The sequence below is a fragment of the Exiguobacterium qingdaonense genome, from assembly GCF_018617855.1.
Classification (GTDB): Bacteria; Bacillota; Bacilli; order Exiguobacteriales; family Exiguobacteriaceae; genus Exiguobacterium; species Exiguobacterium qingdaonense.
On record NZ_JACSKY010000008.1, the window covers coordinates 50,383 to 73,015 of the forward strand.

General features: G+C 50.3%; 21 protein-coding genes and 2 pseudogenes. 5 read left to right on the forward strand and 18 right to left on the reverse strand.

The window, feature by feature from the left end:
- Positions 1 to 12 precede the first annotated feature (12 nt).
- The 15 genes from KNP00_RS09965 to KNP00_RS10030 form a co-directional block, all read right to left on the reverse strand.
- Positions 13 to 2,505, reverse strand: a complete 2,493-nt coding sequence (locus KNP00_RS09965; protein WP_215144747.1) for a glycoside hydrolase family 38 N-terminal domain-containing protein — start codon at positions 2,503 to 2,505, stop codon at positions 13 to 15.
- Complete coding sequence (locus KNP00_RS09970) at positions 2,502 to 3,845, reverse strand: FAD-dependent oxidoreductase (RefSeq protein WP_215144749.1); 1,344 nt, start codon at positions 3,843 to 3,845, stop codon at positions 2,502 to 2,504. Before KNP00_RS09970 ends, KNP00_RS09965 begins: the two co-directional genes overlap by 4 nt.
- A gap of 21 nt (positions 3,846 to 3,866) precedes the next feature.
- The gene (locus KNP00_RS09975; protein ID WP_215144751.1) at positions 3,867 to 4,691 is read right to left on the reverse strand and encodes a carbohydrate ABC transporter permease; all 825 of its coding nucleotides are present in this window, start codon (positions 4,689 to 4,691) and stop codon (positions 3,867 to 3,869) included.
- Between the two features lie 13 nt (positions 4,692 to 4,704).
- A complete protein-coding gene (locus KNP00_RS09980; RefSeq protein WP_215144753.1) occupies positions 4,705 to 5,640 on the reverse strand; it encodes a carbohydrate ABC transporter permease in 936 nt (311 codons plus the stop codon).
- A 70-nt stretch (positions 5,641 to 5,710) separates the two neighbouring features.
- A complete protein-coding gene (locus KNP00_RS09985; RefSeq protein ID WP_215144756.1) occupies positions 5,711 to 7,033 on the reverse strand; it encodes an ABC transporter substrate-binding protein in 1,323 nt (440 codons plus the stop codon).
- A 228-nt stretch (positions 7,034 to 7,261) separates the two neighbouring features.
- Positions 7,262 to 8,212 carry an acetylxylan esterase gene (locus tag KNP00_RS09990; protein WP_215144758.1) on the reverse strand — a complete coding sequence of 317 codons (951 nt, stop codon included), beginning with the start codon at positions 8,210 to 8,212 and terminating at the stop codon, positions 7,262 to 7,264.
- Positions 8,199 to 9,083, reverse strand: a complete 885-nt coding sequence (locus KNP00_RS09995) for an ROK family protein (RefSeq protein ID WP_215144759.1) — start codon at positions 9,081 to 9,083, stop codon at positions 8,199 to 8,201. The genes KNP00_RS09990 and KNP00_RS09995 overlap by 14 nt, the downstream gene beginning before the upstream one ends.
- Positions 9,084 to 9,113: 30 nt before the next feature.
- Positions 9,114 to 10,055, reverse strand: a complete 942-nt coding sequence (manA, locus tag KNP00_RS10000; protein WP_215144761.1) for a mannose-6-phosphate isomerase, class I — start codon at positions 10,053 to 10,055, stop codon at positions 9,114 to 9,116.
- Between the two features lie 72 nt (positions 10,056 to 10,127).
- Positions 10,128 to 10,586, reverse strand: coding sequence for a PTS sugar transporter subunit IIA (locus KNP00_RS14240; protein WP_240542824.1), 459 nt, complete (start codon positions 10,584 to 10,586; stop codon positions 10,128 to 10,130).
- Positions 10,587 to 10,598: 12 nt separating this feature from the next.
- Complete coding sequence (locus KNP00_RS10005; RefSeq protein WP_240542825.1) at positions 10,599 to 12,017, reverse strand: PTS fructose transporter subunit IIC; 1,419 nt, start codon at positions 12,015 to 12,017, stop codon at positions 10,599 to 10,601.
- Between the two features lie 98 nt (positions 12,018 to 12,115).
- Complete coding sequence (locus KNP00_RS10010; RefSeq protein WP_215144763.1) at positions 12,116 to 13,906, reverse strand: BglG family transcription antiterminator; 1,791 nt, start codon at positions 13,904 to 13,906, stop codon at positions 12,116 to 12,118.
- A gap of 190 nt (positions 13,907 to 14,096) precedes the next feature.
- Positions 14,097 to 14,864, reverse strand: coding sequence for a tyrosine-protein phosphatase (locus tag KNP00_RS10015; RefSeq protein ID WP_215144765.1), 768 nt, complete (start codon positions 14,862 to 14,864; stop codon positions 14,097 to 14,099).
- A gap of 21 nt (positions 14,865 to 14,885) precedes the next feature.
- Positions 14,886 to 16,076 (reverse strand): alpha-amylase family glycosyl hydrolase, encoded by a 1,191-nt coding sequence (locus KNP00_RS10020; protein ID WP_215144767.1) that lies wholly within the window; start codon positions 16,074 to 16,076, stop codon positions 14,886 to 14,888.
- A gap of 85 nt (positions 16,077 to 16,161) precedes the next feature.
- Positions 16,162 to 17,085 carry an LCP family glycopolymer transferase gene (locus KNP00_RS10025; RefSeq protein ID WP_215144769.1) on the reverse strand — a complete coding sequence of 308 codons (924 nt, stop codon included), beginning with the start codon at positions 17,083 to 17,085 and terminating at the stop codon, positions 16,162 to 16,164.
- Between the two features lie 101 nt (positions 17,086 to 17,186).
- A complete protein-coding gene (locus tag KNP00_RS10030; protein WP_215144771.1) occupies positions 17,187 to 18,032 on the reverse strand; it encodes a YihY/virulence factor BrkB family protein in 846 nt (281 codons plus the stop codon).
- Between the two features lie 127 nt (positions 18,033 to 18,159).
- On the opposite strand from KNP00_RS10030, the pseudogene KNP00_RS10035 reads away from it, so the two are divergent.
- The 4 genes and pseudogenes from KNP00_RS10035 to gnd all read left to right on the forward strand — a co-directional run.
- Positions 18,160 to 18,459 (forward strand): annotated as a pseudogene (locus tag KNP00_RS10035) (NAD(P)-binding domain-containing protein); the annotation flags it as partial.
- A gap of 219 nt (positions 18,460 to 18,678) precedes the next feature.
- Complete coding sequence (locus KNP00_RS14375; protein WP_420828318.1) at positions 18,679 to 18,897, forward strand: helix-turn-helix domain-containing protein; 219 nt, start codon at positions 18,679 to 18,681, stop codon at positions 18,895 to 18,897.
- A gap of 19 nt (positions 18,898 to 18,916) precedes the next feature.
- On the forward strand, positions 18,917 to 19,204 hold the full coding sequence (locus KNP00_RS14380) for an RNA-guided endonuclease TnpB family protein (protein WP_420828319.1): 288 nt from the start codon (positions 18,917 to 18,919) through the stop codon (positions 19,202 to 19,204).
- A gap of 123 nt (positions 19,205 to 19,327) precedes the next feature.
- Positions 19,328 to 19,900 (forward strand): annotated as a pseudogene (gnd, locus tag KNP00_RS10045) (phosphogluconate dehydrogenase (NAD(+)-dependent, decarboxylating)); the annotation flags it as partial.
- A 33-nt stretch (positions 19,901 to 19,933) separates the two neighbouring features.
- Here gnd and KNP00_RS10050 read toward each other — a convergent pair.
- From KNP00_RS10050 to KNP00_RS10060, 3 genes are all read right to left on the reverse strand, one after another.
- Positions 19,934 to 20,548, reverse strand: a complete 615-nt coding sequence (locus tag KNP00_RS10050; RefSeq protein ID WP_215144772.1) for a flavodoxin family protein — start codon at positions 20,546 to 20,548, stop codon at positions 19,934 to 19,936.
- Between the two features lie 128 nt (positions 20,549 to 20,676).
- Positions 20,677 to 21,063, reverse strand: a complete 387-nt coding sequence (locus tag KNP00_RS10055; protein ID WP_215144774.1) for a hypothetical protein — start codon at positions 21,061 to 21,063, stop codon at positions 20,677 to 20,679.
- A gap of 83 nt (positions 21,064 to 21,146) precedes the next feature.
- Complete coding sequence (locus KNP00_RS10060; RefSeq protein ID WP_215144776.1) at positions 21,147 to 21,995, reverse strand: MurR/RpiR family transcriptional regulator; 849 nt, start codon at positions 21,993 to 21,995, stop codon at positions 21,147 to 21,149.
- Between the two features lie 182 nt (positions 21,996 to 22,177).
- Here KNP00_RS10060 and sufU point away from each other — a divergent pair, with 182 nt between their 5' ends.
- A complete protein-coding gene (sufU, locus tag KNP00_RS10065) occupies positions 22,178 to 22,618 on the forward strand; it encodes a Fe-S cluster assembly sulfur transfer protein SufU (protein ID WP_338082272.1) in 441 nt (146 codons plus the stop codon).
- Positions 22,619 to 22,633 lie beyond the last annotated feature (15 nt).

Below are 22,633 nucleotides of genomic sequence, written 5' to 3' on the forward strand. Positions count from 1 at the left end.
CTTCGTTAAAGTCTATATCTCTTCGCTCGTCACCCGGATCGTCACGATGTCTTTTGGTCCGACCGTGAACGTTTCGCCTACTTGTTCGATGACGTCTCCTGTTAACGTTACTCTCTCTAATGTTACCTGTTGTTCGAACGTCATGGTAACTGAAACACGTTCCTCCGTCGGATTGAATAGACGGATCTCGCTGACGTTCGGTTCAATCCCTGTCACACTCGAGAATACCCCACCTGTCATCGTGAACCAATGCCGCGGTGTCGCTGCACGCGTTTGATGAATGATTGGACGGCGACGGAAGCTTGAAACATGCGTTGCCGTCTCCGCTTCCCGGTTCAACAAGAGGCCGTATTCGAACGTATCCGTTCGCAGGCATTGTGCACCCGGCACTTCAAACCCGGGCCCCGCACCGTTTCCTCGCGTCCGTAAATCTCGACGAGACAACCAACCGACCGCCCGGAGCATCGTCAGTTCGACGACGTCTCGGTCGTCATATGTGCTCACTTCGTATTCTTGTAGACCGCGATGGACAAGCGTGTGCGCATTTGCCTGAACGAACGAATATGTCGGTGCTTGTGCCATGACACATTCTTCATTTTTCTCTGCGTCAAATTGTTTGTCTCGCATCGTCTCCCGTTCGTTCCAATCAAACGCCGTATCCGCCGTCGTGACCTCACACGTCCCGACGTCAAAGGCGACACGGAGCTTATGGTCTTGCGCCTTGTTGTCCACCGTCGTCTTGAAACGGATGAGCGGGTCGTGTGCGTAAAGAGTGACCGTGGTCGTAATCTGGACAGTCACCGTATCCTCGCTCCCTCTTTGTCGCGAAGCATCAAGGGAAGTCGGGACCCTCAACGTATAGTCGAGGCGCATCGTTTCGTGAGCTTGACCACGCTCCGTCGTAGTATGAAGAAGCGTCGCCTTCGACAAACGGTCTTCAAATGGCGGTGAATAGTTATACGTATCGCCCGCATCTAGACTTGAGTAGAAGACGTGCTGTCCTGGATATCGCACCCCGCTGCCTACGTCTGTGATTGTCAATCCATGTTCGCTCGTCTCGATTTTATAGAACGCATTCTCGATGACGCCCTCTGCTGGAACGGGTGGTGTGACTGTTTCTTCGACTCGCTCAATCTCGCACACGTAGGCTCCCGCCCCTTCGACCGGGATTGAAAAGACGACGTCATACTCGACATACTCGTCATAGTGGGGCTCCGCCAAAATGTGACGTAAAAATACTTCCTTCTCTTCTCGGCGCAATACGTCAATTTCGATCGGTTTCCCGTTCATGCTGAGATTGATGTGCCCGAGGTCGAGTCGTTTCGGGATTCGAATCGTTGTTTCGATTGGAAGCGTCCGTTTGATCGGAACGGTTGAGATCACCACAAGCTGATTGTTATATCTTTCACCAAAATACGGTGCCGGATAATGCTTATCGAGCTGCGTCTGTTCGAACTGTTTCATGGCAGCGAGTGCACGTGCCGAACGCGTCTCCATCTCCTCGTGGACGGCATCGATGCTACATCCACAGATGCTATCGTGCGGCTGGTTTTGTAAAATCAATTTCCATACATACTCTCGGAACGCATCATTTCTTGTCTCTGTCCCGAGGAAAGCGTTCAAGAATCCGAGCGTGTTGAGTGCTTCATCTTCGACGAGCTGATTGTCACGCTTCAAGTAGGTCCGTGTCGAGAGAACACCTGGGAGAATGAAAATTTTCGACGGGTCCCGTTGTTCACCGCGAATCGTCGCGGTCGGGCGATGTGTCGCTACCGCATCCAAATAGTCAGACATGAGCGATTGACGGGTCGGCAGGTCGATCGCATCGAGACGTTTTTTCAGGTCTGGTGCCGTGAACGTGTGATCGGCCCCGTTCATGACCAAATAATGACCACTCTGTACGTAAGGTTCGTTACGTTTCACATAGTCCATTATCTCTTCTTTGAACGCCTCATGCTTCAAGAACGTCTGATAATAACCTTCAAATAAGGGAAGGACGAACGTCTTGACACCTGACCCGTTCGGCGCGATCCATGTATTCTCGAACGAGTCTGATACGGCACCACGCCAAAGGATGGCGTGACCGATTCCGAACTGGTCTAGAATCTGTGGCATCTGTCCGATATGTCCGAACGTGTCCGGCAAGTATCCGATATCATGTTTCGATCCTAGGTCGCGCGCCATCTTCGTCCCAATCTTCAAGTTTTGAATGAGCGCTTCACCCGCCACTAAAAACTCATCGGCGAGTAAATACCACGGTCCGACTTCAATCTTGCCCGCTCGGATCCATTCGACGAGCTGCTCATATTCTTCTTCACTCACCACGTCACGATAGTCATCGAGCACAATCGTCTGCCCATCCAAAAAGAAATTCTCAAATTGACCGGCCTGCAGTCGATCGACGACGTAGCGTAACCCTTCCGTCAATTTGAAACGGAACGATTCGAACGATTCATACCATTCCCTATCCCAATGCGTATGATTCAGGACATGTACTTGTTTCATTGGATGACCTCCAGTCGTTCCCGAACCAAACCGCCGTCGAGTTCATTCAGCGACGTGTTCGTTTCTAAAGCGAGTGCGACGGCCAATCCCGTCGCCTCCCCGACGTCCCGTAGCGTCGGCTGAATCCGAAGCGATGCTTGCATCAAAAACGTACTCGAAATGTGTCGTCCGGCGAAGATGACGTTCGGCACTTCGTTCACAATCAGAGCACGGTACGGGATTTCATAATATTCACCGGCTGTATATTTCTTCGGTAACGCCTCGTCTCCTTTGACGCGATGCACATCGACATACCAGTCTCCTTTGGCGATTCCGTCATGGAAACGGGCCCGGTCCGCATAGTCTATCTCAGATAACACATACTTCCCTTGAATCCGATACGATTCACGAATCCCAAGCTGTGTCGCTTCTTTCAATAAGAAAGCGGACTCGAACCCTGGTAAGTGACGAATTAAGAACCGGCTGAGACGCTGCATCATCTGTCGACCGATGCGCACCGCTTCAGAGCGGGCGAACGGGTCGGTCGTGTCCGTCAGTCCCGGGATATGGGGACAATTAAAGGAGAGGACACCTGGTTTGCCCGGTTGCGTGAACGCTTGGAAATATTTCAAGTCGTCAGTCGTGAGTTCACCTGTTGCCAACCCGTCTCGGAACAACGGTTCGAGCACATGCCCTTTCCCTGGGACCATGACGATTTCGAAGAAGTCTGGGTCCTCGATTTGACAGAACGTTTCACCGAGTCCGAGCACGTATCGTCTGACACGGTCGATGTCGACACCGCCCATTTCAAAGCGGAACGTCATCTGTTGATTATGTCCGTTCTCGTCGCCAGACGATGTCGGGATGTCCGAGACACGTGCGACGACGGCATCCGCCGAAGCATCGATGACCGTCTTCGTCCGAATCGCAACGAGACCGGCACATGTGTGGACAATGACATGTGTGATCGTACCTTCCTCTTTCAATACGTCGATGACAACCGCGTCGTATAACACCTGACATCCGACCTGTTTTAACAGATCGTCCAACACCGAAGTGAGCGTCTCGACGTTGAACCAGCGGCAGTTCGTCGTCCCATCGTCCGTCTTGACGCCCCGCTCTTCCAAACGATCTAAAATCGCTCGATTGACACCTCGCGGATGGACATGGGTCGGCATCATCGGAGAGACGAGCGCATTCGTCTGCGTCCCCCCGAGTGCGATCGTTTTTTCAATAAGAAGTGTGTCGATTCCCTCACTTGCTGCCGTATAGGCCGCCGTCACGCCAGCCGTTCCGCCGCCGACGACAACACAATCGACTTCTCGTACTCGTTTTATCGTATGCCCTGCGTAATGAATCATCTCTTCCGCGTCCTTTCTCTCTTACCCTTTCACGGCACCATCTGTCGCACCGGAGATAAAGTATTTTTGGAGCGCCATAAATAGGATCAATGTCGGGATTGTCGTCAAAACCGACGCCGCGCTAATCAGCTTCAAGTTCGAACCATCAAAGTTTTGGGACAGTTGTGCCAATCCAATCGAGAGCGTGTACATGCTACTCTCCGTCGAGTTGAGGAGTGGCCATAAATAATCGCCCCATGTCCCCATGAACGTAAAGATTGCCAACGTGACGAGTGTCGGTTTCACGAGTGGCAACGCGACTCGATACCACACTTGGAAACGGTTCGCCCCGTCCAAATATGCTGATTCCTCAAGCTCTTTCGGGATGCGTAAGTACGCTTGTCGCATCAAGTAAATCCCAAACGCGGTCGCCACCTGCATCACGACGAGGCCGATGTAGGAATTGCGTAGACCCAGTTCTCCCGCGAGTTGGAAGAGTGGTGCCATGTATAGCTGGAATGGGACCATCATCGTCGCGATAATGAGCGAGAGAACGACACCTCTGCCCCGAAAGTCCATCCGGGCGAGCGGATATGCCGCCAAACTACAAAAGAGCAAGTTTAACGGGATGGCAATCGCCGTCACGATGAACGTATTTAAAAAGTAGAGCCCAAAATTCGCCTTCGCAAAAGAATCCGTAAAGTTTGCGAGTGTCGGATCGGTCGGGTAAATCGTTCCGTAAATGCTTTCCCCTGGCGACTTGAGTGCCATGAACAACGTGATCAAGAACGGTCCGACCGTGATGACCGAAATGAAAATCATCAATAGATACAACATGATTTTTTGTGTCGTTTGTTTACGTTTCATCTTCACCTCTCCTTTACGCTCGTAAATCTTCTTCTCGTGAACTCGTCAACTTCATCTGAAGCAAAGATGCACCGATCGCGAGAAGGAGCAGGACGACACCAGCGGCGGATGCGATACTGACGTCCAATGCCATAAATTTGTTGAAGATGTACATGACGAGTGTCGTCGTCGCGCCTGCCGGACCACCACCTGTTGTCAATGCGATTTCTTCGAACACTTTCATCCCGGCGATGATGGTCATGACGGAAACGAGCGTGACGGATGGCGTGAGCATCGGCACCGTAATGCGCCAGAATTTTTGAAAGGCGTTCGCCCCGTCGATTTCGGCAGACTCATAGACGTCTTTAGAAATTGATTGAAGTCCTGCCAAATAGATGATCATGTAGTAGCCCAAGCCTTTCCATACGGTGATCGCGGATACTGCGACAAGAGCGGTCGAGCTTTGAACGAGCAAGTTTGTCGGATTGTCAAACAGACCGAGCGATACGAAGATTGACGAGACCGGTCCACTCTGTGAATAAAGCATCTTCCACATGAGCGCGGCGACGACCATCGGCGTGACGACCGGCAAGTAATACAAAATACGGAACGTCGAGACGCCTTTTATGGCCTGGTTGACGAGAACTGCTAAAATCATTGGCAAAAAGATATTCAATGGAAGGACGATGATTAAAAACAAAATCGTATTCCATAAAGCGAGCCAAAATGTCCGATCCGTAAAAATCTCTTTGAAGTTGGCGAGTCCAACGAACTCTCCGGTTCCCGCAATGATTTTATAGTCCAACAAACTCCAATGGAACGCCTCGACAATCGGAACGACAAGGAACGTGCCGAGGACAAGGATAGAGGGGAGTAGGAACAGCCAAGGCGTGAGGAGGTTTTTCTTCTTCCGTCTGACGACCTTCGTTTTCGTGGTCGATACAGGGAGTGCTATATTCTCTTTATTCATCTTTAGGTCTCCTTCCAATAAAACGAGCTGAATCAAAAGAGGGGTCTCCTTTTGATTCAGCTCTCAACGTTTAGAATGTCACGCTCTCTCCAGATTTCTCAAACGCGTCATCCCAAGCTTTCGCAAGTGCTTCTACTGCTTCTTTACCTGACATTTTTCCTTGTAAGTTTTGAACGAAGATGTTTTTCGTCGCCTCACGTAATTCTGCGCTGTTCTCTGTCGGTGGAACGAGCACTTCTGCACGTTCGAGTGATTTTGAAGCTTCCATCATCCCGAGTGCTTTCGGTGAGTCGCCAGGATTCGTGAAGTAGTCGTCCTCGAGTGACGCCGTCGTAGAAGGGAGGACCGTTCCTGCCGTCTTCGCGAACTCGAGTTGATTGTCGGCATTCGTGACAAACTCCGCAAACGCGACCGCTGCTTCTTTATTCTTTGTCTTCGCCGGCACGGCGAAGTTCATGACCGCGACATTGACCGGTGCGTCCGACGCTTCGAGCGGTTGTCCTGCTTTTGAGGCTTCATAGATGTCTGGTGCGCCGCTCTCGACTGGTCCGAGGAAGGTCACGCCGCCTTCGAGTAGTGAGGTATTGCCTGCCATATATAGTTCTTGACCTGTTTTGATTGATCCTTCTGCCGCTTCTTGCGGGATCAACCCTTCGTCATACATCTTTTGCATCGTCTCGAAATAATTAATGATGTCTTCGTTGTCAGCGAACGTCGCTTTTCCATCCTCTACGATTGGTCCACCGGCGATTGAGACCATTTTCTCCATGATCGCGTTCCCGTCATTGATGACCGGATAGAATGCCGGTTTCCCCGTCTTGTCCGTCAACATTTTTGATGCTTCGTAAATGCCTTCCGTCGACGTCGGGACTTCTTTGATGCCCGCCTGTTCGAAGTGGTCACCGTTGTACCATGAGACGGTCGTCGTCAAATACCAAGGAAGTGCGTATAGTTTGTCATCGAACATGCCAGACTTGTATGGACCTTCCACGTAAGCTGTTTTCGCCTCTTCTGATAGCATGTCATCGAGTTCGAGCAATCCACCTTGTGCCGCGATGTTCGACATGTAGTGCGGGTTCAAGTTGACGACGTCCGGGACATCGCTCCCCGTCAGAGACGTCAGTACTTTTTGCTCCATCTCATTTTGTGGCACGTCTTCAATGACGACATCGACGTCTGGGTGCATTTCTTCAAACTCTTTTTCAATCTCATCGAAATAAGAGTCAAACGGTTCACCCGCGAGCGAGGCTGTCCACATCGTCACCTTACCGGACAGTTCGCCGTCACTCGATGCAGAGCCACTATCAGATTCTTCATTGCTACAAGCCATCAAGCCGACTGACAAGGCAGCGATCGAAGCGCTCGCCGCGAGTTGTTTCGTACGTTTTTTCATCTTTCATTTCCTCCCCGAGATAAAATAGAAAGCGTTTTCACAAATCCATCATATCGCTTAAGAAATCTTTTTGCAATACTATAATTAAAATGAAAATAATTTTCTTTATTTGGTGTCATGCGCTTTTCAGCTTACCTTTTCCTAACCTGTATCGATTCCTTCAGTTTCATCTAATCGCCTGATCGGTTTGAAGAGAATGAAAAAGGCTCCGTCAAAATGACGGAGTCCTCACAATAACGGGGCGATGAATTTCAGTTTTTCTTCTTCATGGCGACTCGAGAGACCGTGTCCATATTCGGGATAGACACGGAACGCTTTCTCACCGGACAGTTCATGGAACAACGCATAGGCTGTCGAAGGTGGGCACACCTCATCCAAGAGACCGACCCCAACCATGACGGGACAGGTGATGCGTCTCGCAAAATTGATTCCGTCGACATAACGAAGCGTGTCGTACAATCTCGCTTCTGACTCGTGAAGAGGGTCATGTACTTTAAAGTGATGCGAGATTTCTAAATACGGACCGTCCGTCGCGAGCTCGACTCCTCTCGGGATATCACACAGGAACGGGATGTCGATCAACGCGGCTTTCACTTTCGGGTGGAGGGCGCTGACCCCGAGCGCGATGCCCCCGCCTTGACTTCCTCCTTCAACAATCGCCGTCTTCGCGCCCGACAGCATGAGGGCGACGTCGAGCGCACGGACCGCGTCCAACATGACGTATGTATAATAGTACGTCTCCTTCTTGAAGATGCCTCGCGTCATCCATCCGGCGGCCCCACCTAAAGGCATGAGCAAGGACTGTTCCGGGTCCACCCCCTGGTCACGTGTTTCGACGAGCAGCACCGCCATGCCCTGTACGATGTACTTCATGGCGATATGAGGTTCGTGGGTATTCCAGTTGTAACCGTGATAGAGGATGACGACTGGAAGCGAGCGGTCGATCGTTCTCGGTTTGATGAACGTCGCTTTGTGTACGATTGCCCCATGCGACAAATAACGGATGTGCTCCATCTCGACGTTCCTTACGTAAGCAGCGAGCGGATACCGTTCAACCTGCATCGGAATCTCCCGAAGTGTCTCGAGTTCTCGTTCCCAAAATGAATCAAAGTCGTCCGGCATCGTGACGCTCGAGCGGTAATCCTCTAACTCACGAACCGACACATCAACGCCCGGCATGTACGACATCCCCTTTTTTGATCGCGAGGGCGAGCGCCCCTTTTAATCCGGCCAAGTCACCGAGAGTTGGTGGCACGATATACGTCTCTAACTCATCCACATACGGATTTTGAATGTAGCCGTTCATCTTCTGTCGAAACGCATCGCGTACTTTCGGGAAAAGCTGCGACTGTTTCATGACACCGCCACCGAGAATCATCCGCTGTGGCGCGAGAATGAGGGCGATGTTGACGAGCGCCTGTGCCAAATAGTCCGCCTCGATGTCCCATGCCGGGTCGCTCAGCTCAAGCAAGTGCGCCTTCTTGCCATGTCTCGCTTCGATGGCAGGACCTGATGCCAACCCTTCAAGACAGTCTCCGTGATACGGGCAGACGCCGTTCGATGCGTCATCCGGGTGACGACGAACCATCATGTGCCCCATCTCCGGATGTCCCATTCCGTGGACGAGCTTCCCATCGATGACAGCACCTGCTCCAATCCCGGTCCCGACCGTCATATAGAGGCAACTCGAAACGTCCGTCGCCCCACCAAACGTCATCTCCCCGAGCGCCGCCCCGTTTACATCGGTGTCTAAAATAACGGGTACACCAAAATGTGTTTTTAACGTGTCATATAACGGGTAATTTGCCCATTTCACTTTCGGTGTCGTCGTGATGTGCCCATACGTGTCACTATTTCGGTTCAAGTCGACGGGACCGAACGTGCCGACACCGAGCGCCTCGATCATCTCTCCTTCAAAGAACTCGAACACGCGTGCCATCGTCTCTTTCGGGTCCGTCGTCGGGATGGATGCGTGGCGGATGATGTCCCCCGTCTCTGTCCCGATGCCGCAGACGATTTTTGTTCCTCCTAATTCAATCGCTCCAAACATGGCTAGCTCCCCTTTCAACGTGATTTATATTCATTTTAGATTGCAATCGCTTACAATAAACTCCATCTTTCCCGTCACAACGAGAGGTTGATCACTCACCGTCACGAGGAGATGGTCGCCTTTTTTGAGTAAGACACCATCCAATGTACCTTCTCCGTTTAATACACTGACGAGCCGGAAGCGATCTAGTGGTTCGAGCACGAACCCATCTGTGACTTCCATCCGATAGACGTTGAACTCGTCCGTTTCAATCAATGTCTGAACTGTCCCGCCCGTCACGTCTTTCGTCGTCGGATGGACGATCGCAGGCGCATCCGGTACTGTCGTCACTTCAATCGCCTGATCGAGATGGAGCTCCCGGGTATTCCCTTCGTCGTCCGTCCGGTCAAAGTCATATACCCGATACGTCGTGTCCGAAGACTGTTGCGTCTCGAGAATGACGATTCCTTTCCCGATCGCATGAATCGTTCCACTCGGCACGAAAATGAAGTCACCTGCCTGCACCGGTTGACGGCGTAACAACGTGTCCCACTCACCTCGCGCAATCGCTTTGGCCAACTGTTCTTTCGTCTCCGCCGTGTGGCCGAGAATCAACTCTGCACCTTTTTCTGCCTCGACGACATACCAGCACTCCGTCTTCCCGTATGGCTCTCCTTCTAGGCGCATCGCTTCCTCATCGTTCGGATGGACCTGAACAGAAAGGTCGTCCGCCGCGTCGAGCAGTTTGATGAGAAGCGGGAAACTGTCGAGTGTATAATCTCCGAACAACTCTCGGCGCTCCTTCCATAAATCAGCGAGTGTCTGTCCTGCAAATTCACCAGACTCAATCACGCTCATCCCGTTCGGATGGGCCGAGATGCCCCAACATTCGCCGATGTTTCCTTGCGGCAGGTCATACTCGAACGTCGTCTCGAGCTTACGTCCTCCCCAGAGTCGTTCTTGAAAGACTGGTGTGCATGTTAAAATTGTCATTTGGAATCCTCCTCATGTCGTCGTTTAGTTGATCGCATGCCAATAGGACGCTCGTCATGAGCGTCCTATCCATTATGCATACACCGTTTCAAGTTGCATGACAACTTGCTCAACCGTTGTCGCTTCCTTTAATCGATTTCGGAACTCATCATCAATGAGACGTCTACTCAACAAGGCGAGGATCCGAAGATGCTCATCTCCTTCTGCCGCTTCCGGTACACCGATCATAAAAATCAATTTCGCCGGCTCTCCGTCAAGACTATCCCATTCAATCCCTTTCGGTGCTTTTGCGAAGGCGATGACCGGGCGGTTGACCGCATCCGTCTTTCCATGAGGAATCGCGACTTCAAAACCGATCCCGGTCGAACTGAGTGCTTCCCGCGCTTCAAGTGCCGTAACGAATGCAGCACGGTCATTCAAGTACCCAGCGTCGTCTAATTTTTTCGTCAAAATCTCGAACGCTTCTTCACGTGATGTTGCCGCCAAATCCAATTCAATCAATGCCTCGTCCATGTAATCCATCAGTTTCATCTGTATCTCTCCTTACCCGACTTGTTTGAGTGATTCCGATTGTTTGACTTTATTCTGTGCCCGTTCTTTTAAGAAAATCGTCATGAACGCCGTGATGAGCGATCCAATGATGACAGAAATGAAGAACATGATGACGTTGTCAACAGCACCGAGTACAGCAACGACCGGTCCACCGTGAGGAACGTTGTTCGTCACTCCAACCGTTATGGCGATTGCCGCCCCTACCATTGCACCAATCATATTTGCCGGGATGACACGCAGCGGGTCACCGGCCGCAAATGGGATGGCCCCTTCCGTGATGCCGACAAGTCCCATCATGAAAGCCGCTTTACCGGCTTCTTGTTCTTCTTTGACAAATAGTTTTTTCCGAATGAATGTCGCAATCCCCATGCCAAGCGGTGGAATACAAATCGCGACCGCAATTGCGCCCATGATACCCGTTTGTCCTTCAGCAATCATCGATGCCCCGAATAAGAAAGCGACTTTGTTGACCGGACCACCCATATCAAACGCAATCATCGCTCCGAGCAACAGACCAAGAACAATTTTACTCGACCCTTCCATGCCTTGGAGCATTGTCGTAAGACCTTCCATCAATCCAGCAATCGGTGCCCCGACGACGAAAATAAAGAGGGCCGCGATTGCAGTCATGCTAACAATCGGGATGACAAGAATCGGCATGATAGGTTGAATCATTTGTGGGACTTTCCACGTTTTAATCCAACGAACGAGATAGCCGGCTGCAAAACCTGCCAAAATTCCACCTAAGAAACCGGCCCCTGCCTCTGAACCATAAAAACTACCATTCGCCGCGATATATCCACCGACGATACCTGGCGCGAGGGCTGGACGATCTGCGATCGCATAAGCGATATAACCAGCTAGAATAGGGACCATGAACATGAAGGATGCCGCCCCCACGTCTAACACCTTCTGCCAAATCGAGCCCTCTGGAATCGCAAGTCCGTTTGCAGTTGGTTCTCCCCCGATGGCAAGAGCAAGAGCAATCAACAGACCCCCGACGACAACGAATGGAATCATGTGACTAACACCGTTCATGAGCGCGCGATAAACGATGTTCCCATCTTTCCCTTTCTTTGCATCTTGTGTCCGAGTCGTTGCTTTTTGAATTGGTGCTGTCTTGACTCGCTCGATCAGTTCGGCCGGTTGTTTAATTGCATCAGCGACCGGGACGACGACGACACGTTTCCCTGCAAAACGCTCGAGGTCGACCGTCTTGTCAGCGGCGATGATGACACCGTCCGCCTCCTTGATTTCTTGTTCGGTCAATCCATTTTCAATTCCAATCGACCCGTGTGTTTCAACTTTTACATCATGCCCAAGCTCGATACCCGTCTTTGACAGCTTTTCGGCCGCCATGTACGTATGTGCGATGCCTACCGGACAAGCTGTGATGGCTACAATCTTCATACTCGCATTCCCCTTCCGTATAAATGTTTGATTTGTACTGGCTACATTTATACTTTACTCGAATATGAAAGGGGTTTCAGATGATGTTTTGCCGTTGCCTACGGCAATAACAGATTACGGAATGCCGCTTGATCCTTCGTCTCAATCAGTTTTCTTACGAGGGCCGGATTTTCTGTAAGCGCTGCAATTTCTTCAAACAGATGACTCGAAAATGTCGAGTCCGAGTCCCGGAACTGCAAGAGAAACACGAGCTGAACCTTCTCTTCCCCCCACTCAATCGGCTCTTTTGAAACGAGAACGTCGATTTTGTTCGACGTTGCCTGTTCAGGGTCGCCGTGCGGAATAGCTACACTCTGTCCAATTGAAGTCGGGCCGGTTCGTTCCCTCGCATATACGGTCTCCGCATAGGTTGGGTCGATACCGGCTTTTTCTATCAATAGACTGAGTGCATGTCCTCGTGAAACCACCGTATCAACGAAAACGAGGTGTTCGATCAGGGAGGCGATTGTTGCATGTGAGACGTTACCGAGTCCAAAAACCTCTCTCAATTGCGCGACGTCTTGCTCAGTTAGAACGGCGGAGACGACGTGTACCGGAACAAGGTCTTGCTTCAAGCCAACCGTTGATAAAATGAAGTCAGGAGTATGGATCGCAATTTGATTCTCGATATCACGTGACGAAGAAAAACCGACAATCTCAATTGTATCGTGGAAGTGATTTTTGAGCCGTGCCGCAATCAGCTTACTCGTCCCCATTCCATATGTACAGACGAGCAATATTTTTTTCTTCTCAAGACGGCGTCGTTCTTCAAGCATTGTTTGAAAATGGAGGGTCAAAAATCCAATCTCGTCTTCAGAGACTTGTAAGCCAAGCTCTTTCTCCAATATCGATGCATGACGTAACACGGCAGCATATGTCGCCGTGAAACGTCGCTTGATCTGATCGAGGAGCGGATTTTTGACATCTGTTCGAATCAATTGTCTATACACCATCGGACGAACATGTGCTAAGAGTGATTGAAATAGCTCGCGTTGCAGTACTCCGCCATAAATTGTACCCGTAACGGCGAGGGCGAATCGATTCGTTGTCCGTGCGAGTTCAGTCGTCACTTGATCTTCTGACGGAATAAACTCTTGCGCACCGGCAAAGGCGAGCATCATGTAAATACGTTCGATAGCTGGAATGGATATCCCAAGTGACTGCTCGAGGTCCTCCACGAGTTCACATAGCAATGGATAACCGTTCGTCGTTTGTGCCATTTCACGACCAATCGGTGCGAGATTGACATACGTACGTCGCCTGATACGCTTCAATGTGACGAGTAACCTCGTTTGAAGTAATTCCGCCGCCGAATCGGCATATTGTTTCCCGACACGATGTTCCCATTGGAGCAAGAACGCTTCAATGAGTTGAACATCTTGACTGTGAGCCCAATTGAACCGTGCATGAACGAGTTGTTGGGTCAGCAGTTCCCGTTTCACAAGCTCTTCACCCTCTACATGAAAGGTGCGACGATTGAGTATCAGCCCGTTTCTAGCGAGCAATCGTTCCACTTCGTCCATATCTTGTTTTGCAGTCGCTTCGCTTATAAAAAATGCTCGTTCAACGGCTTGAATCGATTTCAATTCTTCAAACAAAAGTTGAACAAGCTCATGTTTGATGCGAGAGTCCCGATTTTCTGTCTCCGGGATATCCAGATGACAGTTCTCAATCAACCGAACACCTTTCCCACGAATCGTCTCGATTTTAATGTCCGGTAACTGCTCGAGGAGCCGAAGTTCGTTTCGAATCGTCCGCTCCGAACACTTGAGTGACCAAGCGATATCCTTCGTGGACATCCACTCCTTATGTTTTAGCAAATCCAAGAGTTTACGCTGTCGTTCCGTCATGGTCCATTCCACCTTTGGCAGTTTTCCACCAAAAGCATAGCATATTTCATTCGACAGCCAATGTCGTTCTTGAAAATGACAATTTTACAGTTTCCCCGCTCCCAAAAGAAAAAGACGAAATCCGACGCATCGAATCGACCGTCAAATTTCATCCTTTTCATTCATGAATCGTCACTGTCCCTGCATTTCGTTACCACTTCCATCGCCCTCGCCAGTTTTTCTCAGGTAAACGTGGTAGGTTCGTCGCAACCGGTTCATTGGCTAAGATCTGCTCCGTGAAACGAAGATGTTGCTGCCACATCTCTTCCCCTAATTCGTTGATGACCTCCTGTCGTGCCGCTCGCCAATTGAAGTCACGATGTTCCACGTTATGGGCGTCCGATGAGATGATCTGACTCAACCCGTTGCTGATAAACGAGAGAGCCAGTTCCCTCACCTGTCTTCCGAACTGTCCGGTCAGACTGCTTGTCGTCACCTGCGACAATGCACCTGACGTCACGAGATGATGGAGCTTTTCGGGGTGAAGCGCAAACTCCCGATTTCGTTCAGGATGCGCAATGACCGGAACGTATCCGGCCGTTTGAAGTTGAAAGAACAATGTTTCTGTATATGCCGGCAGACCTTGACTCGGTAACTCGATGAGAACATAGCGTGACCCGGCAAGCGAATGTGCCTCGCCTGACTCGAGCGCATCAATCAACTCCCCAAAGATTCGAATCTCTTGCCCGACATACAAAGTCAAGGGAATCTGTTCGTCATCCAAACGTTGTTGTAGATGCGCGACTTCTTGTGTGATGTCATGTTGCTGTGTCTCAAAGTACGGATGATACGCGTGTGGCGTCACGACAATCGATGTCACCCCTTCTTCCACTGCGCGTCTGGCGAGTTGAAGCGACGCTTCCATCGTGCGTGGTCCATCATCTACCTCGGGCAACAAATGACAATGTACATCAATCATGAGGGTTCACTCCTCGTTACGTTAATGTTTTAGCCAGACGTATTCATACGGACGAATCGTCACGTTTTTCATCTGTTCTTCCGTGAATAGATTCGTCCCTTCACAATCCGTTTCTACGGTCTCTCCACTCATATTCGTCAATAAAAGAAGCGTTTCGTTGTTGTGGTGACGTTTGACAGCGAAGATACGTCGATCAACATTCACAATTTCCTGACTCGCATAAGGCGAAAAAGCCGAATGAAGCCGTTTGACATTCAGTTGACTCAAAATTCCTTCATAGACGCGAAGCCGGTCTGAATCACGTTTCAATGTTTGGACGAGTTCTTCCTTTTCAAGCGGTTGAGAGACCCCGAACAACGTCCGATAATCGATTGCAGGAACACCTTGAATTGAGAAGAGTACGCTGTGAGCCGCGAGGATGACGTCGGGACTAGCGTCCATCAAGTTCTTCTCGAACGGATCACGTTCCGCTGAAGACAGGAAGTTAAAATACGTCACATCCTCGGGCAACGGATGCACCTGTCGCGCCCAATCTGCCAACCGTGTCACATCAGACTGCGCGAATGCCAAAATCACATGGCTAGATAAGTCGAAATGACAAACGACATCTGCCTCTTTTTCGTACAGAAGAGAAGAGTGGACGTGTTCGTTGGCGACGATGAGCTGCGCATTCGGTTTATACGCATGCATGACCGTCCTCCACAGCTTGAGGATTTTTTTGATTCGTTCCGGTTCCATCCCGCGAAACGCTTCAACATGAATCCGAATCTTTGTTGCCCCGTACGCCAGTCGCTCAATGAGAGCATCTGTCTCGGCAACAAGGTCAAATTGCTGGTCACTCCATGCTTCGGGCATCATCTCATACATTAAGTCGAACTCATCCGCGAAACGACCTAAGTCTTCGAACAATTGGACACGTGAGTCAATTGCCGTGTCACTTTGTCTTGTTTTATACGGAAACAGTGAGACGAGGTAAAGGTCGCTCACCGTCTTTTGGACGCGGTCCGCTAATAGCTGATGGAGTGCTTCAAGGTTGGCTCGTCCGTCTGTCAGAATAAATCCTGCATCCATTAGTAAGACGCTTGTTTTTTCTGAAGGACGCTCATGGTCGTGCCAGTGATGGTTCGACCATTTCTCAAACAATCGCTCCCACTTTTGTCGTGAAGTGTCACCGAGCTCTTGAACCACTTCTTCAATCACTTCCCATTTCATCGTTCATCCCTCCTTGGCATCTCTTTATTTCTCCCACTTTCCGTTCGATTTAAAACAAAAAAACTGTCCGACCCAGTCAGACAGTTCATTCCATCAAACGTTTCAACTCTTCTTGGACACCGCTCAGCGAAGACGCTTCCGGACTCCAATAATAAATCCCGTCACCTTCTAAACCCCCTGCCCCTTCGAGTCGTAAGACGCTTGCGTTACGAAACGCATTCATATAATCCGTTGACAAGGAGACGAACTCATTGAGCTCGATATTCGTCTTTGCCTGATCTCCGACGACGTCAAGTAATGCCGTGACTTTATCGAGAGAGAAGTCCGTCCGTCCCTTTTCGATGATGGCTGCGACGACATCGCGTTGACGTTCTTGACGTCCGAAGTCACCATTCGGGTCGTTATAACGCATTCGCGTATAATCGAGCGCCGCTTCTCCATCTAGTGTCACTTCCCCGACCGGGAACACGTAATCTTCCGTCGCGAAGGCGAACTTGTTCATGACCGTAATTCCTCCGAGTGCATCCACAACATCGCTGAACGCTTCCATGTCCGTCTCAATCACATAATCAATCGGGATATCTAAAAAACGTTCGACGGTGTCCATCGCCATTTCAGCTCCACCAAACGCATATGCATGATTGATTTTATCACGTGTCCCTTTTCCGACGATTTCAGTCTTCGTGTCCCGAGGGATTGAGAGCATCGCCCCCTCATCAAGCTCTGGATTGAGTGTCAGAACGATGATCGAGTCGCTCCTTCCTTGCTCGGTACCTCGCCGATCGATTCCTAACAATAGAATGGAAACCGATTCTTTTCGTTCAATCGTCTCAACTTGTTTACGTTCTTTGCTAATCTTTAAGTTGTCATTCACTCGTGCGACGGTGTCATCGACTTCTTGCACCATCGACCAAACGAACGCACCGCCCGTGATGAGCACCAAGGCCATGACGCCTGCTATAACCCCTAGTACGATTTTCCACTTTGATGGTTTACGATGTTTCGCCATGTGGCCACACCTTCCTCCATGAAATAGTACTAATTTATTCCCGTTCAAGGGGTTGTTTTAAAGGGTGTTCACAAAGAATAATCACGATATCTTCTTTTTTATTACGGAAAATGTGTCTGCTTCTGTTGTCGAGCCATGTGATGGGGCCACGCCGCATTGATCTCGGCACCAATCAACATCGTCGCCGCCGTCAAATAAAGCCAAATCTGAAGTAAAATGACCGCCCCGATCGTGCCATACGTATCACCGAGAATCGAGAAACTTTCGACGTAAATACTGTAACCAGTCGACAGCACTTGCCACGAGATGACCGCAAACACGGCTCCGGGAAGCGTTTCGACGAAGCGCACGCGCTGCTGCGGTGCAATTTTATAAAAGAGTGAGAAGGCCACAATCAGAATGAGCGTCGAGATTGTGTAGCGCGTCACCGTCGACAAGCGATCAAATTCCTCGACTTCAGGATAAATGGCATAGATGAGCTCAACAAACTCTTGGCCGAATAGATGAAAGACGATGAGGATGACCGCCCCGATGCTTCCCGCTAAAATCACGAGCAATCCAATCAAACGGCGGAAGATGTAGCCACGTGCCTCCGTCTCCCCATACGCGAATACGGTCAATTTGACGAGTCGGGCCGTTCCGTTCGAGGCCGACCAAAATGCGATGATTGCACTGACTGATAACAAGCCACCGTTCAAGTTCCCACTCACATCGTAGACGATTGACAGTAACTCACGGACACTCGACCCCGGGATTAATGTTTCAATTTGTTCGATGAGGAGCGCATCATCAATTTGAAACCATGCCATCACGGCGAATAAGACAAAGAACGTCGGAAAGATGGCTAAAAACCAAAAAAAAGCTAACGTCGCACTATAGTCATTAACGTGATGATCTTTGAATCGATGCCTGACATCCACCGCCAGTCGAAATACTCTTTCGAACATCGCCACCCTCCTTTCATTTGTACTCTCCTTACTATCATTCTACATCTCGCCAAGCCTGTCCTTTTGAGCGAACCGTATTTCGGGTAACCCTATTAGGACAACAAATCTTACAAACGGGGTGGAACGAATGGAAATCGGAATGATCGGACTGGGTAAGATGGGACTGAATCTGGCGCTCAACTTGACGGACAACGGGCATCGCGTCTATGGCTATGATCCAGGGAATGTCACGACGAGTCAGTTTCAGACGAAGGATTCTCTTGAGGAGGTCATCGATGCACTGAAAGCACCTCGAGTCGTCTGGGTGATGGTGCCGGCAGGAGAGGTGACCGAGCACGTGCTAGACGAACTGCATGACCGTCTTTCACCTGGTGATATCGTCATCGACGGAGGCAACTCGAACTACAAGGAGTCGATGCGTCGTGCAGACCACTTTAACTAAATCAGGTGAGAATTCTCCCTCCTCTAAGCGTCTCGGGGCGAAGCCCAGCGTAGGTGGGAGATGAATCGCCCGGTCCAAACGTCTTTCCCCCTGTGACAGATATGACGAACAAAAGTTCGTGATTCCGTCAGATTCTCCCTCCCCTTCCACGGGTATCGGACGAGGAGGATACATCACGATCTTCTGGAGGGAGGAGGGACGGACATGCTGAAAGGCTATAAATACAGGCTCCACCCGACGCCGGCACAGGCCGAGTTCCTCATCAAGACGATCGGCTGCGCCCGGTTCATCTACAACAAGCTGCTCGAGGACCGCATCGTCATCCGCGAGGAGGCGAAAGCGGGAAGCGGACCGAGACGGAAACCGGCGACACCCGCCTCCTATAAGCCCCTGTTCCCGTTCCTCGCCGAGACGGATCGTTGACGAGAACCAAGTCATCGTCGTGGAGACATTGAAGTCGAAGCATATGATGCAAAACCATAAGCTCGCCAAGTCCATCGGGGATGTCAGTTGGTACGAGTTCGTCCGGCAACTCGAATACAAATCAAACTTCTACGGACGGACGCTCATCAAGGCAGACCCCTGGTACGCATCGACGCAGATCTGTTCTTCTTGTGGCGAGAAAGGTCAGAAGAAGGCGATGGATATCCGTGAATGGACATGTGCCTGTGGTGCGCATCATGACCATGACATCAACGCAAGCATCAACCTATTGATGTTGGCCGACTGACAAACCATTCAGGGCAGGGACTGCCCGACGAGCTTGGTAAACAACTGTGGCTGGTAAGAGCACGGTCTTCCCAAGAAGCTCCCCCTTCAATTTGCGAAGCAAATAAGTGGTGAGTAGTTCACAGAAAAACTCATCTACTTCTTTGATGTCGGGACGAGTGGCGGGATGGAAGGTGCGAGGAACGGGGCCTGCACGATGATTGGCGGGGACTTGGAGGCGTTCGGGAAGATCGAGCAACTGTTTCAGGACGTCTCGACCGACCACGGCTACCTGTATGCCGGGCCGAGCGGGAGCGGTCATTTCCTGAAGATGGTTCATAACGGGATCGAGTACGGTATGATGCAGGCGATCGCCGAAGGATTTGAAGTACTCGAGAAGAGTCCGTTCGACTATGCGTATGAGGACGTTGCCCGTGTCTGGAATCACGGCTCGGTCATCCGCTCGTGGCTCATGGAACTGACGGAGAGCGCCTTTTCAAAAGATGAACGGCTCGATGAGATTCGCGGGGGCATGCATGCGTCGGGTGAAGGTAAATGGACAGTCGAGACGGCACTCGAGTATGACGTCCCGACACCGGTCATCGCTCTCTCGCTCATGATGCGGCAACGTTCGCTTCAAGACGACACGTTCTCGGGAAAGGTCGTCGCGGCATTACGGAACGAGTTCGGGGGGCATGCGGTGGAGAAGAATGAGTAATAATTAGGCCTCGGCGTGTGCCGAGGCCTTACTTCATTCCATCGTATTTCCCTCTGCCGGAATCGGGTTCGATTTCAACATTCGCGCGAAGTGCACGAGGTTATACGCCATCGTCTCCCCGTGTGACTTCGTGAACTCGTTGTCACGCCCTGCGTCGATATAGGAGTCGCCTGGTCCCGCTTCCCCGACCCAATACGTGTCAACGTTCGGTGGCACGGTGAAGCCGATATGTGACAATGCATAGAGAATACCGGCACACGCATGTTTCGCCCCGTCCTCATTTCCCGTGACGACGCCCCCGCCGACCTTGTTATAGTAGATCGCCTGACCTAACTCGTTCGTCAGCCCGCTCCCCCCGTATAACCGTTCAATCACTTGCGTCGCGACACTGCTCTTCTCACCGAGCCAAAGCGGTGTACCGATGACGACAATGTCTGACTCTTTCACCTTTTCAAAAATCTGTGGCCATTCGTCCCCGTCTCCCTCGTCTTCCGTCACTCCGAACGCGACATTGTAATCGACAATTCGAACGATTTCGGATTCGACCCCAAGTGAATCGAAGTGTGGCAAGATATCACGAATCAATCCTTCCGTATGCGACGTCGTGTCGCCACCTTTTAACGTACAGTTCAAGAATAGAGCTTTCATATAGAATCCCTCCTTCAAATGAGTCAACACAGTTAGCTGTTCCCTTTCCACATATTTTTATACCTGATTGGAATCGATCATCACACCCGTCCACATAAAAACACCCTGCTCTTATAAGCAAGGTGCCATCATTCGGTCGGAATCGTGACCCCGTCAAATTGTTCGTTACGACAAAGCGTGATTGCCTGCATCGCTAGTTTATAGTCCTCTTCCGGCAAGGCGATCAGTTCGGTCGGTAGGACCCATTCTTTATGGTTATACAAGTGGATGACGAGCTTGGCGAGAACAAATTCTTGTTGATCAAACGTATTATCATCGATGATGGTCGACGTTCGAATCTTTCCTGCCGCAAGGTCCATATATGGAAGTAATTGTTCACGGACATGAGCATGTCCCGAAATCACGTATAGTGCGGCAAAATATTCTCTACTAGTACTTCCAGGATCCGTGAGCCGCTGCGCCAACCGTTTGAACTCGTTGTAATGGTCGGAAGATAAAAAATCAATATGGTTCATCGGTCCACCTTCTCTCTCTAAGCCTCGCGTTGCTCTCAGAGTTTATAATTTCCACCTTTTTATAGAAACTAACCCTTTTTCACTCAAATTCGACGTAGCGAAATCGCTTCACGCATCTGTTGAAGCGAGGTGCGTGCCGCTTCACCACGACGCATCATCACAGTCGTGAACAAAGCGTCGACGAGACTCAGTTCAGCGATGCGGGACGAAAGTGCCTCCGAACGGAACGCCGTCTCTTGAGAGACCGTGTAGAGCGAGACGTCCGCAAGTTTTGAAAGAGGCGACTTCGCATAGTTTGTGATCGCGATCATCGGGACACCCTTCTCTTTTAGGAGCTTTGCGATATCGAGCGTCTCCTTCGAGGCGCCGGAATGTGAGATGACGACAGCGACATCTTCCTTCGTCAGTTGTGAAGCCGACATAAGTTGCATATGTGACTCGAGGACCGCGCTCACCTGCAGACCACTCCGGATGAATTTATGATATGCATCCAATGCGACAACGGCCGAACCACCGCTCCCAAAAAATTCGATACGACGTGCCCCGAGGAACAATTCAATCGCCTTCTCAAGAGAAGACGCCTCTAAAATTTGACGAGTCGACTCGATCGTCTTCCCGTTCGTCGAAAAAATTTTCTCCGCGATTTCAAGAGTCGTATCCGTCTCCGTGATGTCTTCATGGATGTCTTGAAGCGGTGCGACGACATCCGAGGCGAGTGCTATTTTAAGCGCCTGATAACCTTTGAAACCGACGCGTTGACAAAAGCGAAACACGGTCGATTCTGCGACGTCAAGATCATCCGCCACTTGATTGATCGTATGGTGAATGATTTTTTCCGGCTGTTTTAACATATAGTCGGCAATGCGCTGCTCCTTCTTACTCAGTGTCGAATAGGCACCACGGATGCGGGCCGTCCCGTTCATCGTTTCCATCAAGAATCACCCTTTCTCTTCTTCACTTAACGATACCGTTTCGAAAAAAATTCCGCAACGTGTGATTCATTGACGGAAATGACTCGATTCGATACACTCATCATATAAATCGTAATTGTTACTATTCGGTGTGATAATTGTCACGTTCGTATATGAACACTTCAAAAAAGGGAGGACTGTCTATGATGCTCGATCAATTTTATCGCCAAGTGTTGCTTGAGCACTTCCAACATCGCCGTCACTTCGAAGAGTTGTCCGGTGAGTCGATTCAATCCGTCCATTACAAAAACCCCACATGCGGGGACGTGATGACCCTCTACCTCGAAATCAAAGACAACCAAATCAGCCAAATCTCGTTTTTAGGGGAAGGGTGTATCATCAGTATGGCGTCTGCCTCGATGATGACAAAACTTTTACAGAATCAATCAATCGATACAGTAAAAGAATTGCGTCAATCGATGGAGACGATGATTCGAACAGGTCATATAGATGATGCCTTTCAAGATGATGAGATCTCTGCCCTCCAAGGTGTCCATGCGTTACGAGCGCGACACAATTGTGCGCTCATGCCATGGCAAGCCCTCGACCGGATACTAAACGAACAACCTCTCAGTCAAACGTGACAGAGAGGTTGTTTT

Coding starts and splice junctions, on each gene's coding strand:
- KNP00_RS09965 (WP_215144747.1), bottom strand. CDS start 2,505: ATGAAACAAGTACATGTCCTGAATCATACGCATTGGGATAGGGAATGG.
- KNP00_RS09970 (WP_215144749.1), bottom strand. CDS start 3,845: ATGATTCATTACGCAGGGCATACGATAAAACGAGTACGAGAAGTCGAT.
- KNP00_RS09975 (WP_215144751.1), bottom strand. CDS start 4,691: ATGAAACGTAAACAAACGACACAAAAAATCATGTTGTATCTATTGATG.
- KNP00_RS09980 (WP_215144753.1), bottom strand. CDS start 5,640: ATGAATAAAGAGAATATAGCACTCCCTGTATCGACCACGAAAACGAAG.
- KNP00_RS09985 (WP_215144756.1), bottom strand. CDS start 7,033: ATGAAAAAACGTACGAAACAACTCGCGGCGAGCGCTTCGATCGCTGCC.
- KNP00_RS09990 (WP_215144758.1), bottom strand. CDS start 8,212: ATGCCGGGCGTTGATGTGTCGGTTCGTGAGTTAGAGGATTACCGCTCG.
- KNP00_RS09995 (WP_215144759.1), bottom strand. CDS start 9,083: ATGTTTGGAGCGATTGAATTAGGAGGAACAAAAATCGTCTGCGGCATC.
- manA (WP_215144761.1), bottom strand. CDS start 10,055: ATGACAATTTTAACATGCACACCAGTCTTTCAAGAACGACTCTGGGGA.
- KNP00_RS14240 (WP_240542824.1), bottom strand. CDS start 10,586: ATGAAACTGATGGATTACATGGACGAGGCATTGATTGAATTGGATTTG.
- KNP00_RS10005 (WP_240542825.1), bottom strand. CDS start 12,017: ATGAAGATTGTAGCCATCACAGCTTGTCCGGTAGGCATCGCACATACG.
- KNP00_RS10010 (WP_215144763.1), bottom strand. CDS start 13,906: ATGACGGAACGACAGCGTAAACTCTTGGATTTGCTAAAACATAAGGAG.
- KNP00_RS10015 (WP_215144765.1), bottom strand. CDS start 14,864: ATGATTGATGTACATTGTCATTTGTTGCCCGAGGTAGATGATGGACCA.
- KNP00_RS10020 (WP_215144767.1), bottom strand. CDS start 16,076: ATGAAATGGGAAGTGATTGAAGAAGTGGTTCAAGAGCTCGGTGACACT.
- KNP00_RS10025 (WP_215144769.1), bottom strand. CDS start 17,085: ATGGCGAAACATCGTAAACCATCAAAGTGGAAAATCGTACTAGGGGTT.
- KNP00_RS10030 (WP_215144771.1), bottom strand. CDS start 18,032: ATGTTCGAAAGAGTATTTCGACTGGCGGTGGATGTCAGGCATCGATTC.
- KNP00_RS14375 (WP_420828318.1), top strand. CDS start 18,679: ATGCTGAAAGGCTATAAATACAGGCTCCACCCGACGCCGGCACAGGCC.
- KNP00_RS10050 (WP_215144772.1), bottom strand. CDS start 20,548: ATGAAAGCTCTATTCTTGAACTGTACGTTAAAAGGTGGCGACACGACG.
- KNP00_RS10055 (WP_215144774.1), bottom strand. CDS start 21,063: ATGAACCATATTGATTTTTTATCTTCCGACCATTACAACGAGTTCAAA.
- KNP00_RS10060 (WP_215144776.1), bottom strand. CDS start 21,995: ATGGAAACGATGAACGGGACGGCCCGCATCCGTGGTGCCTATTCGACA.
- sufU (WP_338082272.1), top strand. CDS start 22,178: ATGATGCTCGATCAATTTTATCGCCAAGTGTTGCTTGAGCACTTCCAA.